At 67.9% G+C, this 15,029-nt stretch carries 13 protein-coding genes; 5 read left to right on the top strand and 8 right to left on the bottom strand.

Going from position 1 to position 15,029, the window contains the following annotated elements:
- Nucleotides 1-17: 17 nt before the first annotated feature.
- Complete coding sequence (locus QLQ15_RS07065; protein ID WP_283212122.1) at nucleotides 18-1,118, top strand: GGDEF domain-containing protein; 1,101 nt, start codon at nucleotides 18-20, stop codon at nucleotides 1,116-1,118.
- A 178-nt stretch (nucleotides 1,119-1,296) separates the two neighbouring features.
- Here QLQ15_RS07065 and QLQ15_RS07070 read toward each other — a convergent pair whose 3' ends face one another.
- The 7 genes from QLQ15_RS07070 to QLQ15_RS07100 all read right to left on the bottom strand — a co-directional run bounded on the left by QLQ15_RS07070 (nucleotide 1,297) and on the right by QLQ15_RS07100 (nucleotide 9,628).
- Complete coding sequence (locus tag QLQ15_RS07070) at nucleotides 1,297-1,683, bottom strand: VOC family protein (protein WP_283212123.1); 387 nt, start codon at nucleotides 1,681-1,683, stop codon at nucleotides 1,297-1,299.
- An 82-nt stretch (nucleotides 1,684-1,765) separates the two neighbouring features.
- The gene (locus tag QLQ15_RS07075) at nucleotides 1,766-3,148 is read right to left on the bottom strand and encodes a dihydrolipoamide acetyltransferase family protein (protein ID WP_283212124.1); all 1,383 of its coding nucleotides are present in this window, start codon (nucleotides 3,146-3,148) and stop codon (nucleotides 1,766-1,768) included.
- 67 nt (nucleotides 3,149-3,215) lie between these two features.
- Entirely contained in the window at nucleotides 3,216-3,596 is a 381-nt protein-coding gene (locus tag QLQ15_RS07080; RefSeq protein ID WP_283212125.1) for a cupin domain-containing protein, read from the bottom strand.
- Nucleotides 3,593-3,955 carry an SH3 domain-containing protein gene (locus tag QLQ15_RS07085; protein ID WP_283212126.1) on the bottom strand — a complete coding sequence of 121 codons (363 nt, stop codon included), beginning with the start codon at nucleotides 3,953-3,955 and terminating at the stop codon, nucleotides 3,593-3,595. Before QLQ15_RS07085 ends, QLQ15_RS07080 begins: the two co-directional genes overlap by 4 nt.
- A 2-nt stretch (nucleotides 3,956-3,957) precedes the next feature.
- Entirely contained in the window at nucleotides 3,958-4,986 is a 1,029-nt protein-coding gene (locus tag QLQ15_RS07090) for an alpha-ketoacid dehydrogenase subunit beta (RefSeq protein ID WP_283212127.1), read from the bottom strand.
- Nucleotides 4,986-6,056, bottom strand: coding sequence for a pyruvate dehydrogenase (acetyl-transferring) E1 component subunit alpha (gene pdhA, locus QLQ15_RS07095; RefSeq protein WP_283212128.1), 1,071 nt, complete (start codon nucleotides 6,054-6,056; stop codon nucleotides 4,986-4,988). The genes QLQ15_RS07090 and pdhA overlap by 1 nt, the downstream gene beginning before the upstream one ends.
- A gap of 329 nt (nucleotides 6,057-6,385) precedes the next feature.
- Nucleotides 6,386-9,628: a lamin tail domain-containing protein gene (locus QLQ15_RS07100; protein WP_283212129.1), complete on the bottom strand. Its 3,243-nt coding sequence runs from the start codon at nucleotides 9,626-9,628 to the stop codon at nucleotides 6,386-6,388.
- Nucleotides 9,629-9,795: 167 nt separating this feature from the next.
- On the opposite strand from QLQ15_RS07100, the gene QLQ15_RS07105 reads away from it, so the two are divergent.
- The 4 genes from QLQ15_RS07105 (at nucleotide 9,796) to QLQ15_RS07120 (ending at nucleotide 14,437) form a co-directional block, all read left to right on the top strand.
- Entirely contained in the window at nucleotides 9,796-10,680 is an 885-nt protein-coding gene (locus tag QLQ15_RS07105) for a tryptophan 2,3-dioxygenase (RefSeq protein WP_283212130.1), read from the top strand.
- A 4-nt stretch (nucleotides 10,681-10,684) separates the two neighbouring features.
- Nucleotides 10,685-11,101, top strand: a complete 417-nt coding sequence (locus QLQ15_RS07110) for an NUDIX domain-containing protein (protein WP_283212131.1) — start codon at nucleotides 10,685-10,687, stop codon at nucleotides 11,099-11,101.
- 165 nt (nucleotides 11,102-11,266) lie between these two features.
- Entirely contained in the window at nucleotides 11,267-12,772 is a 1,506-nt protein-coding gene (locus QLQ15_RS07115) for a peptide MFS transporter (protein ID WP_283212132.1), read from the top strand.
- 150 nt (nucleotides 12,773-12,922) lie between these two features.
- Nucleotides 12,923-14,437 (top strand): M14 family metallopeptidase, encoded by a 1,515-nt coding sequence (locus QLQ15_RS07120; RefSeq protein WP_283212133.1) that lies wholly within the window; start codon nucleotides 12,923-12,925, stop codon nucleotides 14,435-14,437.
- Nucleotides 14,438-14,453: 16 nt separating this feature from the next.
- Here the strand turns inward: QLQ15_RS07120 and QLQ15_RS07125 are convergent, their stop codons facing one another.
- The gene (locus tag QLQ15_RS07125) at nucleotides 14,454-14,960 is read right to left on the bottom strand and encodes a MarR family winged helix-turn-helix transcriptional regulator (protein ID WP_283212134.1); all 507 of its coding nucleotides are present in this window, start codon (nucleotides 14,958-14,960) and stop codon (nucleotides 14,454-14,456) included.
- Nucleotides 14,961-15,029: the final 69 nt, after the last annotated feature.

Genomic DNA, 15,029 nt, shown 5'->3' on the forward strand with positions numbered 1-15,029 from the left:
CCTTTTCAGCCCACCCCATGTCCGCCGTCCGCACCCTCTCGCCGCCAGCTGCCGATGAAGCGCGACGACAAACCGCGCTGGATGCGTATGGCGTGGTCGATACCGTTCCCGAACAGGCGTACGACGACATCGTGCGGCTGGCGGTCACGCTGTGCGACGTGCCGGCTGCGGCGATTTCGCTGATCGATCACGAGCGGCAGTGGTTCAAGGCGCAGATCGGCCTCAATACACGCGAAACGCCGCGGGCCGAAGCCATCTGCGACCAGGCCATCCGCAATCCCGGAACGACGCTGGTGATCGACGATCTGGCGCAGTCCGGTCTGCCGGCTTCGTCGCTGCGCATCGATGGCGATCCGCTGCGCTTCTACGCCGGGGTGCCATTGCTCAGCCCCGACGGCCAACCGCTGGGCGCGGTGTGCGTGCTCGACAGCAAGCCGCGTACCCTCACGCAAGGGCAGCGCGAAGGACTCGAGGTGCTCGCGCGGCAGACGCAGCATCTGCTGGAACTGCGCCGTTACGCGATGGAACAGCGACGTCTGTTGTCCGAACGCGAAGCGTTCGCGCAACGGCTGGAGGACGCACACGCCGACCTGCAGCGTCGCAACGCCCTGCTGCAGCACAGTGCCACGCACGACGCATTGACGGGTCTGCTCAATCGCGCTGCATTGGCGCAGTTGCGCGACAACCCCGACGCCATGCGGCAGCTCCAGCAATCGCCGTACACGCTGATGTTGTTGGATGTGGATCACTTCAAGGACGTCAACGACCGGCACGGACATCTGCTCGGCGACCGCGCGCTGCGCGCCGTCGCCGATGCGGTGGCCGCCTCGATCCGCGAGCGCGACATCGCCGTGCGCTACGGCGGTGAGGAATTCCTGATCCTGCTTCCGGACACGCGCCTCGCATCCGCGGTGCAGGTGGCCGAGCGCATCCGCAACCGCATCGCGCTGGCGCCGTTGCCGTTCTCGCTGACGGTGTCGATCGGGCTGGCGTCGGGCGAACCGACGCGCGACTGGTCCGAGCAGGTGTTCGACCGTGCCGACCAGGCGCTCTATCGTGCGAAGGCTACTGGCCGCAATCGCGTGGTGGTGGACGACACGCCGCTGCATCACGGGTGAGGCAGGCCGCCTGCGCGGCACTGCGCCCGTGACCGTTTTCTCCAAGCGAGGTGTTGCTTGCGTTGCGGTCATCCCCGCGAAGGCGGGGAGCCATGGACCCGGCGCAGTCCTGTCCTTCGAAGGCGGTGACGCATGCAAGCCTGGATCCCCGCCTTCGCGGGGATGACGGCATGGCGCCTCACACCCACTCGTTTGGTGTGGAACGCAGCTCCGGATTCTTCATGCGCACCACGCAGAAGCGCTGACCGGTCGGTGCTTCCATCACCCACCAGCGCTTCACGAACGCGACCTTCTTCGCGCCGAGTTTTTCCAGGCGGTCGGCTTCGGCGTCGATGTCGTCGGCCTCGATGTCCAGGTGAACGCGCGAGGGGTGCGAGACCTTCTGCACTTCGATGTACAGATCGCCGGGCGTGTCGCCGAACTGCTGGTACTCGCAGGTCTCGTCGCCGGCGTTGCGATCGGCGATGGTGACGCCCAGCGCCTGCGCCCAGAAGTCCGCGGCGGCGTCCAGGTTGTCCGTGTTGCAGTCGATGATGAAGCCGGCAAGGCGACTACGGTGAGCCATGGAACGCTCCTGTTCTGGTGACGTTCTCAGACTGCACCGGCGCTGCTGACAGGGTCCTGTCAGCAGCGATACGGTGCGGTGATCAGTTCGGAAGAGCCATGTCGTCCAGCAGGGCCTTGAGGAAACGCGCTGCCTCGCCACCGGTGCAGGCGCGGTGATCGAACGTCAGCGAGATCGGCATGCGACGGTGCACTTCGATGCCACCCATCACCGCGACGACGTCGTGGCTGAGCTTGCCCGCACCGACGATGGCGACACACGGCGGCACGACCACCGGTGTCGCGTAGCGGCCGGCGAACATGCCGAAGTTCGACAGCGAGATGGTGTAGCCACTGAGTTCGCTCGGCGGAATGGTGCGGTCCTCGACCTGTGCCCGCAGGCGATGGATCGCGCCGCGCACGCCGGCGCCGTCGAGCATGTCGGCATTGCGCAGCGCCGGAACGAACAGGCCGTCCTCGGTATCCACCGCGATGCCGATGTCCACGTGCGGATGCAGCGTGCGGCTGAGGTTCTCACCGTCGAACCAGGCGTTGAGCGCGGGCACGGCTTTGCACGCGGCGACGATCGCACGCACCAGGCGCGCGGTGATGTCCTGCTTGCCCAGCCAGGCGTGCAGGTCGGCATCGTCGCAGAGCGTGGTCGGAACGACTTTGGCATGCGCGTCGGCCATCACGCGCGCCATGTTGCGGCGCACGCCCTTGAGCTGTTCGGGCTGGCCGCTGGCGCCTGCGCCCGGCGGCTGCGTGCGTATCGGCTTGCCAGCCTGGGACAACGTGCTGCGCGCCGGTGCCGACGGCGCGGGCGCGGGCGCCGCCACGGCGCGATCTGCCGCACGGGCGACCGGCGCCGCGCCGGCCTTCGCCGAGCCGTCTGCAGAGGCGCGCTTCACATCGTCCATCGTCACCACGCCGTCGCCACCGGTGGCGCGCACGCGCGCCAGGTCCACGCCGAGCTTGCGCGCCAGCGCACGCACGGCCGGCATCGCCTTCACGCCGCCCACGGCCACGGCCTGTTCGCTGCGCACGGCGTCGGAGCTCTGCATCGCGCCGACCACCGTGCCCGAATCCGCACGCGCTTCACCCTTCGGTACCGACTCGCCCGCCGCGCTGATCGAGCCGCCGTCGTCGGAGGCGACCACCTTGTCGCCATCGTCCGGCGCATGGCTGCCGGTGCCGTGGTGGTGGCCGGTGTCCTGGCCTTCGGCACGCTGCGGCAACGAAGGGTCGATCTCGAACTCGGCCAGCATCTTGCCGGTGACGATCACGTCGCCCGGCCCGCCCGACAGCTTCAGCACCTTGCCCGATACGGGCGAGGGCACTTCGACCACGGCCTTGGCGGTTTCCATCGAGACCAGATTCTCGTCCAGGCGGATCGTGTCGCCCTCCTTCACGAACCACTCGACGATGGTCGCGTCGGGCAGGCCCTCACCGAGGTCGGGAAGCAGGAAGGTCTTCTTGGTCGTCATACCGTCTTGTCTCGTTGGAATGCGTGATGTTTCGTGACCGCCCGGCGGTGCCGGGCGACCGGTGTGTTCAGACCCACACGTCGTTGCGGGCAGTGAGCTCGCCGCCCGCATCGCCGGTGTTGACGACGTCGCGTGGTTCGACGATCAGCGCGTGGCATTCCTCGCGGGCGCGGGTGATGTGTTCGACGCCGCGCGGGATCACGAACATCTCGCCCTCGCGCAGCAGTACGTTGCGGTCGCGGAAACCGATCTCCATCTCGCCCTTCACGACCAGGAACACCTCGTCGGTATCGGCGTGCGAGTGCCAGACGAAGTCGCCGTGCATCTTCACCAGCTTGAACTCGACGTCGTTCATCCGCGCGACCACGCGCGGCGACCAGCATTCGGAGAACGTCGCGAGCTTCTCGTCCAGGTTCACCGCGCCGGTGGCATTGCGGGGGTCGCTCATGCGTCCTCGCCGTCGTTGTCGTCGAGAAGTTCCAGGGAGCGCGCCGGAATCCAGCCCTGTACGCCCAGCGCGTTCTCGGCCCACCACCACTGTGCCAGCGCATAGTGCAGGGTGAGGATTTCGTCGGCCCTGGCGTCGAGTTCACGCGTGTCGTAGTCGGCCATCGCGGTGGCCGGCCCGTGTTCGCGATCGAACAGGTGGGCGGGTACCCAGCCTTCATGGCCTTCGGCGATCGTGGTCCAGACGAATTCCGGCCAGTCGGTGTCGCGGTGGCCGAGCATCACCGGGTCGCCCGGCGCCACCCGGAGCGGTGGCCGCTCCGGGGCGCGGTGGGCGACGACGACGCGCGCATGCGGCATGGTCAGCCCGCCGCGAGGGTCCGCTTGGCCGCCGCGACGATGCGGTCCACGCTGGGCAGGTACTTCATTTCCAGGCGGAACAGCGGGATGTGCGTGTCGTAGCCGGTGACGCGCTCGACCGGCGCGAGCAGGTCGAACATCGACTCCTCGGCGAGGCGCGCGGCGATCTCGGCACCGAAGCCGGCCGTCTTCGGCGCTTCGTGCACGATCACGCAACGGCCGGTGCGGCTGACCGATTCGGCGATGGTGTCGAAGTCGAGCGGACGCAGCGTGGCGACGTCGATGACTTCGGCGCTGATGCCTTCCGCCGCGAGTTTCTCCGCCGCTTCCAGCGATTCCTTCACCTGCGCACCCCAGGTCACCAGCGTGACGTCGGTGCCGTCGCGCAGCACGTAGCACACGTCCAGCGGAAGCGCCTCGCCGTCGTCGGGCACCACTTCCTTGTACTGGCGGTAGATGCGCTTGGGCTCCATGAAGATCACCGGATCCGGATCGCGGATGGCGGCGAGCAGCAGGCCGTAGGCGCGTGCCGGCGAGGACGGCATCACCACGCGCAGGCCCGGCACGTTGGTGAAGATCGCTTCGTTGGCTTCGGAGTGATGCTCCGGCGCGCGGATGCCACCGCCCCACGGCACGCGCAGCACCATCGGACAGGTGAGGCGACCGCGCGTGCGGTAACGGAAGCGCGCGGCGTGGCAGATGATGTGATCGACCATCGGGTACACGAAGCCGTCGAACTGCGATTCGGCGACCGGCTTCATGCCCTGCGACGCCAGACCCACGGTGAGGCCGGCAATGGTGGTTTCGTCCAGCGGCGTGTCGAGCACGCGTTCCGGGCCGAACTGCTGCTGCAGGCCGGCGGTGGCGCGGAACACGCCGCCGTTGACGCCCACGTCCTCGCCCAGCACCAGCACCTTGTCGTCGACGCGCATCTCGTAGGCGAGCGCCTGCGTGATCGCCTCGATCAGGGTGATGGCCGTCGGCGTCGCCGCCTTGGCGGCGTCGATCTTCTTCTTGTCCTCGACGTTCATCAGCGGCCCTCCTGTGCGAGCGCGAACGCGCGTTGCGCCAGCAGGTCCGGCGGCGGATCGGCGTAGAGGTAATCGAACATGGCTTCGACCGGCTGCACCGGCGTCTCGAGGTAGGCGTTGATCTCCACGTCCACCTTCTTGCCGCATTCCTCGGCCCAGGCCTTCTCTTCTTCCTCGCTCCACACGCCCTGCGCGGTGAGGTAGGTGCGCAGGCGCGCGATCGGTTCGCGGGTCCAGGCGTCCTTCACCTCGTCTTCGTTGCGGTAGCGGCGCGCGTCGTCGGCGGTGGTGTGGTCGTGCAGGCGGTAGGTCATGAACTCGATCACGCTGCCGCCTTCGCCGCTGCGTGCGCGCTCGCTGGCGCGGCGCATGCCCTCGAGCACGGCGATCAGGTCGTTGCCGTCCACCTGCAGGCAGTGCAGGCCACCGGCCAGGCCCTTCTGCGCGAGCGTCTTGGCGCCGGTCTGCGCCGAACGCGGCACGGAAATCGCCCAGCCGTTGTTGACCACGCACAGGATCAGCGGCAGCTGGTACGCGCCTGCCGAATTGAGCGCCGCATAGAAGTCCGTCTTCGACGAACCACCATCGCCGCAGCACGCCACGGCCAGCTGCTTCTGCTTCATCAGCTTGAACTTCAGCGCGGCGCCGGCAGCGTGCAGGCACTGCGTGGAGATCGGCACGCACCACGAGTAGTCCTGCTTCGGGCCGGAGAAATCGTTGCCGCGCTCGTCGCCACCCCAGTACAGCAGCACTTCGCGCGGCAGCACGCCGCGCATGAACTGCGCGCCGTACTCGCGGTAGCTGGGCGCGAACACGTCGTCGGGCTGCATGGATGCACCGATGCCCACGTGCGTGGCTTCGTGCCCCAGGCAACTGGCGTAGGTGCCCAGCTTGCCGGTGCGCTGCAGCGCGATGGCCTTGCTGTCGAAGGTGCGCACGAACAGCATCTGCTTGAACAGAGGCAGCAGCGCCTTCGGATCACGGAAGGCGGCCGGCAGCTCGGCGACGGGCTTGCCGTCGGTGCCGAGGTACTGGAGGTATTCGATTTCGAAGGTCGCGGCGACCGTCATCGGAAGATCCTGGCTGGAATGGCAGGGGCCGAACCGGCCGCCGTCCCGGATCCAGTGCCGGCGGGGACCGTTCGGAGGGCTGGGCCGGAACGTGTCCGACCTGGCTCCGCGGCGTCCGCGGAGGGCCTGTTTCAAGGCCCGCGCCGACGCGCTGTGGCGTCGATGATACCCAAGGGGGTGTCAAGGATCGTTGCGCGCTGCGGCATGCAACTTTGCCGAAAAGACGCTATGCGAACCCCGCACGCAGCGGTATGGATCGCGGATGAATGCGGGCTTCCCGAAACGGAAAGGGCGCGGCCAAAGCCGCGCCCTTCCGGTGTCGTCCGGTGTCAGCGACGGATCGCGACGCGCAACGTGTCGCGATTGTTGGCGAGGTCCGGATCCGGCGTGGCCGAACCGGCCTGCGCGCTGAACTCCAGCTCGGTGCCTGCCTTCGGGCGGTCCGGCACCACGATGGCGAACGCCAGCCATTGTGTTCCCGTGGTCATCGAACCGTTGCGCGCGCACTGGGCACGGAAGCCGGCCGGGGTCGCGGCCCGCGAACAGCTCCAGCCGGCCGGCGCTGCCACCGCGGCGGCCGATACGGCCACGTTGCCTTCCAGCACCAGCGTCGGTTGATCCGCGGCATCGGGACCGGCGTTGCGCACCGGCACCAGGAAGGTCGCAATCGCGCCCTTTCGCACCGGCAGCACACCGCCTTCGATGCGCACCGACAGGTCGGCCGAGGTGACCACGGTGACCTGAGCAACGGCGTCGTTGTCGCCGTTGGACGGGTCGCGTGTCTGCGAACGCACCGCCGCTGCCATGTGCACCACGGTGCCGTTCGGCAGCGCGGGCATCGCGGCGTGCAGGGTGAACGTGGCATTGCCCTGCGTGGGCAGCGAGGCCAGCGTGCACGCCACGGTGGTCGTGCCGTTGTCCTGCACCGGCGCGGCGCAGCTCCAGCCGGCCGGAACGTCCACGCTCGGCGCGAGGTTGGCATCGAAGGCGAAGGCCACGGCGGTACCGTCGGCCGCGTTCGGCCCGGCGTTGTTTACCGAGGCCGTCCAGGTCGCGACGTCGCCGGCGCGCAGCGAGGCCGGCGAACCCGAGGCGGTCACCGACAGGTTCGCGCTGCGGAACTCCGGAACGCGGATGCGCACGCGCACCGGATCGTGGTCGGACACGCGCAGCGGCACCGAGGTGTCGCCGAAGTGGTCGACGCCGAACTCGGCATTGATGCGAGCGTGCTCCACGCTCACCGTGCTCGCGCCGAGCACCAGCGCTTCGTTGACCAGCACGTGGTCGAGCGTCTGCGCACTGCCGCCGAACACGTACGAGTAACGCTGCGCGGGATCGGCGATCAGTTCCGAACCGTCGATCAGCGGCGTGGTCAGCGGGCTGTCGACCCAGGTCAGCACCTGGTCTTCCGGCGCTTCGTCTCCCTTGATCACGCCGAGCACGTCGACATAGCCGTCGTTGAACTCGAAGGCGTTGAAGTCGCCGACCAGCACGATCTTCTCGCCCGGGTTGCTCTGCTGCAGCGACTGGACCAGCGCGGCCAGGTACGCCGCCTGCGCTCCGCGCTTGGCACGCACGCGGGCGCCGTCGGTGCTCCAGCCGTTGCTGCCCGGCGTGACGGCATCGATGTCGGTCAGCGAACGCAGGTGGTTGACGATCACCGTCACCGGATACGTCGCGCCATTGTCCTGGTGCACGCGGGCACGCAGCCGCAGCGGCGGACGGTCGTTGAGCAGGCTGGTGGAACCGTCGGGGTTGGGCAGCGTGGCGTCCTTGCCGAACTGCACCACGTCCACCACTTCGACGCGCGACACACCGGCACCCAATGCGCGCGTGGACACCAGGAAGCCGACGTTGATGCCGCCGATGTCGTTGCCCTGCGACAGGTACGGCACGTAGCCCGGCGAGCGGGCGCAGCTGCTGTTGATGCGTTCGGCCAGCATGCCCAGCACGCGCAGGTTCTCCACTTCCACCACGCCGAGGATGTCCGGCGTCTTCAGGTAGTCGCAGATGGCGCCGGCCGTCTTGCTCAGACGCTTGTCGACGGCTTCGGGCTTGATGGTCGGGGCACCGTTGCTGTCGTTCACTTCGTCGAAGAAACGCAGCAGATTGAAGCCGCCGATGGTGACTTCATCGTAGTCCGCGTCGTTGACCGCCTGCGGCAGGCGACCACCGCTCGCGGTCGGCGGCGTGGCGGTGTCGGGCAACAACGCCCACGTGCCTGCGAAGTAGTCGAGCACGCCGAGCAACCCGGCGACCTGCGCACCCACGTCCACCGACATCGCACCCGCGCCGACCTGGCCGCGGCTGCGGACCATCAGGCGTTCCTGGTTGGTGTCGAACAGCGGCGGATTCTTGCCTGCCGGCAGCGTGGCCAGCGCGGCATCCATCACGCCGATGCCCGGTTCGCGGAACGGCGTGGGCACGCCCGGCAGCGTCACGTAGAACACGCCATCGGTGGTGGATGTGGCGTCGTCCTCGTCGATGCGGCCTTCGGCGGCACCGACCACGATGGCCTGCGCCACGCTCACGCGCATGCCTTCCAACCGCTCCAGCGTGCCTGGCGTGGCCGATGGCGACAGATCGCTCGCGCTTACTTCGATCGCGGGCGGCAGTGCCGCGCCGGTGTCGAGCAGCTCCACCGTCGGCCCGGTGATCTCGGTGATGGTCAGCTGGTTCACGTTGGAGGCCGGCACGAACTCCTCGACCTCGCCGGTGACGCGCACGCGGTTGCCCACCGCGGCCGCGGCGGGCGGCGCGCTGCTGGTGAAGACGAACACGCCGTCGGAGGTGGACGCGTCGCCGTCTTCGTTGGCGCTCTGCAGGAAGAAGCCGTTGTTGAACTTCACCGCGGTGACGATGCCTTCGGTCACCACGCGCTCGCCCTCGTGCGGCGAACGCAGCGCGTTGCCCTGGATCTGCGCGATGGTGAGCGGCGTGGCCGGGTCGGGATCAACCGGCGTGGAGCCGCTGTTACGCGGCGCCGGTGCGCTGGCGGTGAAATCGGCGTTATTGCCGTTGGTGTCGCTGGCGCCGTTGTTGTTGCGCAGCGCGGCAGTGGCCGCGCTCAGCGTGGGCGCGGGGCCGGCGCCTTCGAAGAAGTTGGCGTTGCCGTAGCCCACCAGGTCCACGATAAGCGCGAGCTGTGCGGCCGAGCACGGCGTGCTGGAGCCGTTGCAGGCCAGCGCGGAAGCCGAGTTCACCAGCGCGACCTTGCCGGCCGTGGCCGACATCGCCGCCGGACCGGTCGCGTCAGGTGTCGGCAGGGGAGCGCCAGCGCTGCCGCCGCTCATCGCGACCAGGAAGTACTTGCCTGGCTGCACCGTCGCCGCAGGCAGCACGGCCACGCCGCTGAAGTTGCCGGTGCCGGTGGCGCTGGCGTACTGCACCGACATGCCCGCCAGCGATACCGGCGTGGCGCCGCGGTTGTACAGCTCGACGTAATCGTTGGCGTAGACGGCCGTACCGCCGCCACCGCCGCCATAGACCTGGCTGATGACGACCTGCGCCTGGGAGGTGCCGGCCCACGCCAGCAGAACGAAAGACAACAACGCGACCGCGCGGCGGCCCATGACCGTATCCATAGTCTTCCCCGTTGTTAGGTCCGCCAACGCCCCTGTCGCGGACCGGCTGAGTGTGCCCGAATCCTCCGGGGGCCGTGTTGCAGGCGGGTGACCGCCCCGATGCGCTACCCTTTTGGCCCCCCAGCCGGGTCGATCCGGCGCACCGCGAGCCTGCAATGACGGTCGAGAAGAACGAGCGCGAACTGGAAACCGGCATCCACACCGACTTCTCGGGACGGATGAGCTATTCCGGTTACCTCCAGCTCGACACCCTGCTGTCGGCACAGCAGCGACTGTCGAATCCGCCGCACCACGACGAGCTGCTGTTCATCGTGCAGCACCAGGTCGCGGAGCTGTGGATGAAGCTGATGATCCACGAGCTCAAGGCCGCCATCGCGCACCTGCGCGAGGACCGGCTGGGCGAGTGCCAGAAGATCTTCGCGCGCTGCAAGAACATCCTGCGCCAGCTCACCGAGATGTGGTCGGTGCTGGAAACGCTGACGCCGTCGGAATACATGGAGTTCCGCGAGATCCTCGGTCCGTCGTCGGGCTTCCAGTCGCTGCAGTACCGCACCATCGAATTCCTGCTGGGCAACAAGAACGCCGCCATGCTCAAGGTGTTCTCGCACGACGCCAAGGCCGAGGCCGGCCTGCGCGAGGTGCTGGAATCGCCGAGCCTGTACGACGAAGTGCTGCGTTACCTGGCGCGGCATGGACACGCGGTACCGGCGCACCATGTGGACCGCGACTGGTCGCACGCGCACGTGGCCGATCCCGAACTGCTGCCGGTGTTCGAACGCATCTATGAGGACACCGACGCGTACTGGGAGGCCTACCACCTGTGCGAGGACCTGGTGGACCTGGAAAGCCAGTTCCAGCTGTGGCGTTTCCGCCACATGCGCACGGTGATGCGCATCATCGGCTTCAAGCGCGGCACGGGCGGTTCCAGCGGCGTGGGCTTCCTCAAGCAGGCGCTGGAGCTGACGTTCTTCCCTGAGCTGTTCGACGTGCGCACGATGATCGGCGCCGGCGGCAGCTACGGCGCGCCGCCGGCGAAGTGATGCCATGGCGCCGCGCGTGCACGACTGCGTCGGCGCGTTGCTGGTGAGCGAAGGGCGGATCCTGCTGGGCCGGCGCAGCGACGATTGCGATTGGCTGGCCGGCGCATGGGACGTGTTCGGCGGGCATGTCGAGGCGGGCGAGAGCGGCGAGCAGGCGCTTCACCGCGAACTGCAGGAAGAGCTCGGCATCGCCCCGATGGAGATGCATTACCTCGGCGTGCTGGCGGGCGATGCGCCGGAGCCGTGGCGGCTGCGGCTGTACCGCGTTGTGCGCTGGCAGGGAGCACCGACCAACCTGGCCGAGCACGCGGAGCTGCGCTGGTGCACCCTGGCCGAGGCACAGGACCGGCTGCGGGGCGCCCACCGGGATTTCCCGGGATTGCTGGCGACGGCGATGGCGAGCGCCTCTGCGCCGCCCTGACGGGTCGCATGCGCCCATTCATCTTTGATGGTGCGGCGCAGCACACTTCTGCGGTCTTCACACAGGTTTGACGTGATGGACACCGCCGGGTAAATCTCCCCGGTCCCGTGCCACCCGGCGTGGGTTTTCATTTGCCAGTATTTCGATCCACACGGGGGACACCGCATGAGCGGAACCGCAGCACCCGCGCCCACGAGCGCGCCGATTCCCGACTTCCCGCAGACCATGGGCCATCCGCGGCCCCTGTGGATGCTCTTCATGACGGAGTTCTGGGAGCGCTTCGCGTTCTACGGCATCCGCTGGGCACTCGTGCTCTACATCGTCGCCCAGTTCTACGGCGGCAGCGGCACCGGCGAGACGCCGGCCAACCAGCTCTACGGCGCCTACCTGGCCCTGGTCTATGCGGCCGCGATCTTCGGCGGCTACGTGGCCGACCGGATCATCGGCTACCAGCGCTCGATCCTGCTCGGCGCGACGATCATGGCGGCGGGTCTGTTCATGATCGCCATGCCGAACCAGGAGGTCTTCAAGTTCGGCCTGGCGACCATCATCGCGGGCAACGGCCTGTTCAAGCCCAACATCTCCACGATGGTCGGCAAGCTCTACGCCGTGGGCGATGAGCGCCGCGATTCGGGTTTCACCCTGTTCTACATGGGCATCAACCTGGGCGCGATGATCTCGCCGCTGATCACCGGCTGGTTCGCCGAGAACGTGTTCGGCTCAGCGGGGATGCCGACCTACAAGGTGGTGTTCATCACCTCCGGCATCGGCATGCTGATCAGCCTGGTGTGGTTCTGGATCGGCCGCCGCCAGCTGCAGGGCATCGGCCTTCCGCCGGTTGGCAGCGAAAGCCGTACCCGCCTGGCGATCACCGCGCTGGGCGCCATCGTTGCGATCCCCGCGATCTACTTCCTGCTCAGCCTGGGCGCGGATTCGCTGCAGTGGGTCCTCACCGCGATGTTCCTGGTGCTGTCGGGACTGCTGCTGGTCGAAGGCATCCGCGAAGGTCCGCGCCAGCGCGACATGGTGATCGCGATGCTGATCATCTTCGCGTTCAACGTGCTGTTCTGGTGCTTCTTCGAACAGGCCGGCAGCTCCTTCAGCTTCCTGGCCGAGAAGATCGTCAACCGCGACTTCGGCAACTGGATCTTCCCGGTGGGCTGGTTCCAGTCGGTCAACTCGATCGCGATCATCACGCTCGCTCCGATCATCGCGTGGATCTGGGTGAAGATGGGTCGCCACAACCCGTCGATCCCGCGCAAGTTCAGCCTCGGCCTGATCTTCAATGGCCTGGCGTTCCTGCTGCTGATGTTCGCGCTGTCCACCCTGGTCGATCCGCAGTCGCTGAAGATCCCGTTCTGGACGCTGTTCGCGGTGTACTGGATCCAGTCCGTCGGCGAGCTGTGCCTGTCGCCGATCGGCCTGTCGATGGTGACCAAGCTGGCACCGGTGCGCCTGGTCGGCTTCGGCATGGGTGGCTGGTTCCTGTCGACGGGCATCGGCAACAACCTGTCGGGCATCTTCGCCAGCCATGTCAGCGGCGAGACCGGCATGAACGTTCAGTCGGCGCTGTCGGGCTACACCTTCGGCTTCTGGGCGCTGGTGATCCCGGGCGCGCTGCTGTTCCTGATCGCACCGCTGGTGCAGCGCCTGATGCACGGCGTGAAGTGAGGCATCGCCCGGCCCGCGCACGGCGCGGGATCGGGCCCGGCGTTTCGGTAGCGGCGACCTCCGGGTCGCCGTTGTCGTTTCCGGGGGGGCAATGCGCGGTCGTTTCGCGTTGGACGGTAAGGTAGCCATCTCGCTCCGCCGGACGCCGCCATGACCCAGCCGCCGCCCCTGCTCACGCGCGCCGAAGCCACGCAGTACGCCGAAACCTCGCGCCACACGGACGTGATGGCCTTCGTCAAAGGGCTGGTCGACCTGGGCGATCCGCGTCTGCACGTCGGCGACTTCGGCAAGACGCCCGAAGGCCGTGAACTTCCGCTGCTCGTCCTGTCCGGTAGCGGTGTGCGCACGCCGCAAGAGGCGCGCGCCAGCGACAAGCCGGTCGTGCTGGTGCTGTGCGGCATCCACGCCGGCGAAGTGGAAGGCAAGGAGGCCGGGCTGATGTACGTGCGCGATCTATTGCACGGCGCGCATGGGGACGTGCTTTCGCACGTGACGCTGCTGCTGGTTCCGCTGTTCAACGCCGACGGCAACGATCGCATCGATCCGGGCAACCGCAGGCTCGACATTGCCCACTTCACCGGGCAGCTCGGCCCGGACAGCGGCGTGGGCACGCGCGTCAACGCGGCGGGCATCAACCTCAACCGCGACTACATGCGCCAGGACGCGCCGGAAATGCGCCTGCTGCAGACGCGCGTGATGCACCTGTGGAACCCGCACCTCACCATCGACTGCCATGCGACGAACGGCTCCATCCACCGCTACGCGCTGACCTACGACATCCCGCACACCGCACTCAGCGGCCGCAGCGAGCCCGTCGAGTACATGCGCGAGCAGCTGCTTCCCGCCGTGAGTGGCGCCGTGAAGGCGAACGATGGCTTCGACACGTTCTGGTATGGCAACTTCCTGCGCGACGAAGGCGGGCATGGCGCGGGGTGGATTACCTACACGCACCATCCGCGCTTCGGCGGCAATTACCGCGGGCTGACGAACCGGTTGGACCTGCTGCTGGAGACTTACGCCTACATCGACTTCTACGATCGCGTGCACACCACGTACGCATTCCTGCGCGAGACCATCGCCTATGCCGCCGCGCACGCGCAGGAGATCGTCGAACTGCTGGCCGGTTGCGAGATGCCGCCTGACGAGATTGCGGTGCGCTATCGGCTCGCGGCGTTTGCCGATCGCGACGTCGACATCCTCACGCGCGATCCGTACACGCTGGAGGGCGAGCCGGTGAGCGCGAGGGTGCCGTACATCGGCGACTTCGTCGGCGAACACTTCGTGCAGCGCCCGCTGGCGTACGCCGTGCCGGGCGACATCGCCGATCGCCTGGAAGGACACGGGCTGGTGGTCGAGCGTCCGCCGGTCGCGCCCATGCTGCATGCGGAAATCGCCATCGTCACCGCGCAGGGATCGCAGGCCGGTCGCGACGTCCTGGAAGCCGACGCCTCACCCTGGCTGGAAACGGAAGTCACGCGCGACAAGCGGCTGCTGCCCGAGGGCTGGGCACTGGTGCGTACCGAGCAGCAGCGCGGTGCCGTGGCGGTCTATCTGTGCGAAGCAGGCAGCGACGATGGGCTGCTGGCCTGCGGATGGATCGCGCCGACGCCGGTGGGCGACGAGTTTCCCGCGTGGCGTGTGCAGGCGATCGATCACCCCGGATGACCCGGAGCGCGATCGCTCAGGTCGGGGCTTCGGCTTCCGCGCGCAGTTCCAGTTCGTCCAGCCGGTCGAGCAGGCGGAACAGCACCGCGCGCTCGGCGTCGTCGATACCGTCCAGCAGGCGACGTTCGAACGCCAGCGCCATCGGCGCGACCTCGTCGTAGATCCGGTAGCCCGCCTCGGACAGCTTCAACACGGAGCGGCGGCGATCGTCGCCATGGATGTCGCGCTCCAGCCGGCCTGCTTCGAGCAGGCGGGCCACTGCGCGGCTCACGGCCACCTTGTCCATCGCGGTGCGCTGGGCGACCTCGTTGGCCGACAGCCCCGGATACCGGCCCAGCACCGCCATCACGCGCCATTCGGTGATGCTGAGCTGGAAGCGTTCGGTGTAGATGCGCGCGATGGTGCTGCTGACGCGGTTGCTCAGCACCGACAGGCGATAGGGCAGGAAATGCTCCAGATCCAGTTGGGCATGACCGGGCAGGGGCTGGCCCAGCCGGGAAACTCCAGGGTCGCGCGCATTCATGGTGCGATGTGCCTTGATTATGGTTTCAGTTGAAACTATAAAGTGGGTTTCGACAGGCCGCTCCGGGGA

The organism is Lysobacter stagni (assembly GCF_030053425.1).
In the GTDB taxonomy this organism is placed as follows: domain Bacteria; phylum Pseudomonadota; class Gammaproteobacteria; order Xanthomonadales; family Xanthomonadaceae; genus Lysobacter_J; species Lysobacter_J stagni.

What these genes read in the sequence shown, in the direction of transcription:
- QLQ15_RS07065 (WP_283212122.1), top strand. Translation starts at nt 18, where the DNA reads ATGTCCGCCGTCCGCACCCTCTCGCCGCCAGCTGCCGATGAAGCGCGA.
- QLQ15_RS07070 (WP_283212123.1), bottom strand. Translation starts at nt 1,683, where the DNA reads ATGGCTCACCGTAGTCGCCTTGCCGGCTTCATCATCGACTGCAACACG.
- QLQ15_RS07075 (WP_283212124.1), bottom strand. Translation starts at nt 3,148, where the DNA reads ATGACGACCAAGAAGACCTTCCTGCTTCCCGACCTCGGTGAGGGCCTG.
- QLQ15_RS07080 (WP_283212125.1), bottom strand. Translation starts at nt 3,596, where the DNA reads ATGAGCGACCCCCGCAATGCCACCGGCGCGGTGAACCTGGACGAGAAG.
- QLQ15_RS07085 (WP_283212126.1), bottom strand. Translation starts at nt 3,955, where the DNA reads ATGCCGCATGCGCGCGTCGTCGTCGCCCACCGCGCCCCGGAGCGGCCA.
- QLQ15_RS07090 (WP_283212127.1), bottom strand. Translation starts at nt 4,986, where the DNA reads ATGAACGTCGAGGACAAGAAGAAGATCGACGCCGCCAAGGCGGCGACG.
- pdhA (WP_283212128.1), bottom strand. Translation starts at nt 6,056, where the DNA reads ATGACGGTCGCCGCGACCTTCGAAATCGAATACCTCCAGTACCTCGGC.
- QLQ15_RS07100 (WP_283212129.1), bottom strand. Translation starts at nt 9,628, where the DNA reads ATGGGCCGCCGCGCGGTCGCGTTGTTGTCTTTCGTTCTGCTGGCGTGG.
- QLQ15_RS07105 (WP_283212130.1), top strand. Translation starts at nt 9,796, where the DNA reads ATGACGGTCGAGAAGAACGAGCGCGAACTGGAAACCGGCATCCACACC.
- QLQ15_RS07110 (WP_283212131.1), top strand. Translation starts at nt 10,685, where the DNA reads ATGGCGCCGCGCGTGCACGACTGCGTCGGCGCGTTGCTGGTGAGCGAA.
- QLQ15_RS07115 (WP_283212132.1), top strand. Translation starts at nt 11,267, where the DNA reads ATGAGCGGAACCGCAGCACCCGCGCCCACGAGCGCGCCGATTCCCGAC.
- QLQ15_RS07120 (WP_283212133.1), top strand. Translation starts at nt 12,923, where the DNA reads ATGACCCAGCCGCCGCCCCTGCTCACGCGCGCCGAAGCCACGCAGTAC.
- QLQ15_RS07125 (WP_283212134.1), bottom strand. Translation starts at nt 14,960, where the DNA reads ATGAATGCGCGCGACCCTGGAGTTTCCCGGCTGGGCCAGCCCCTGCCC.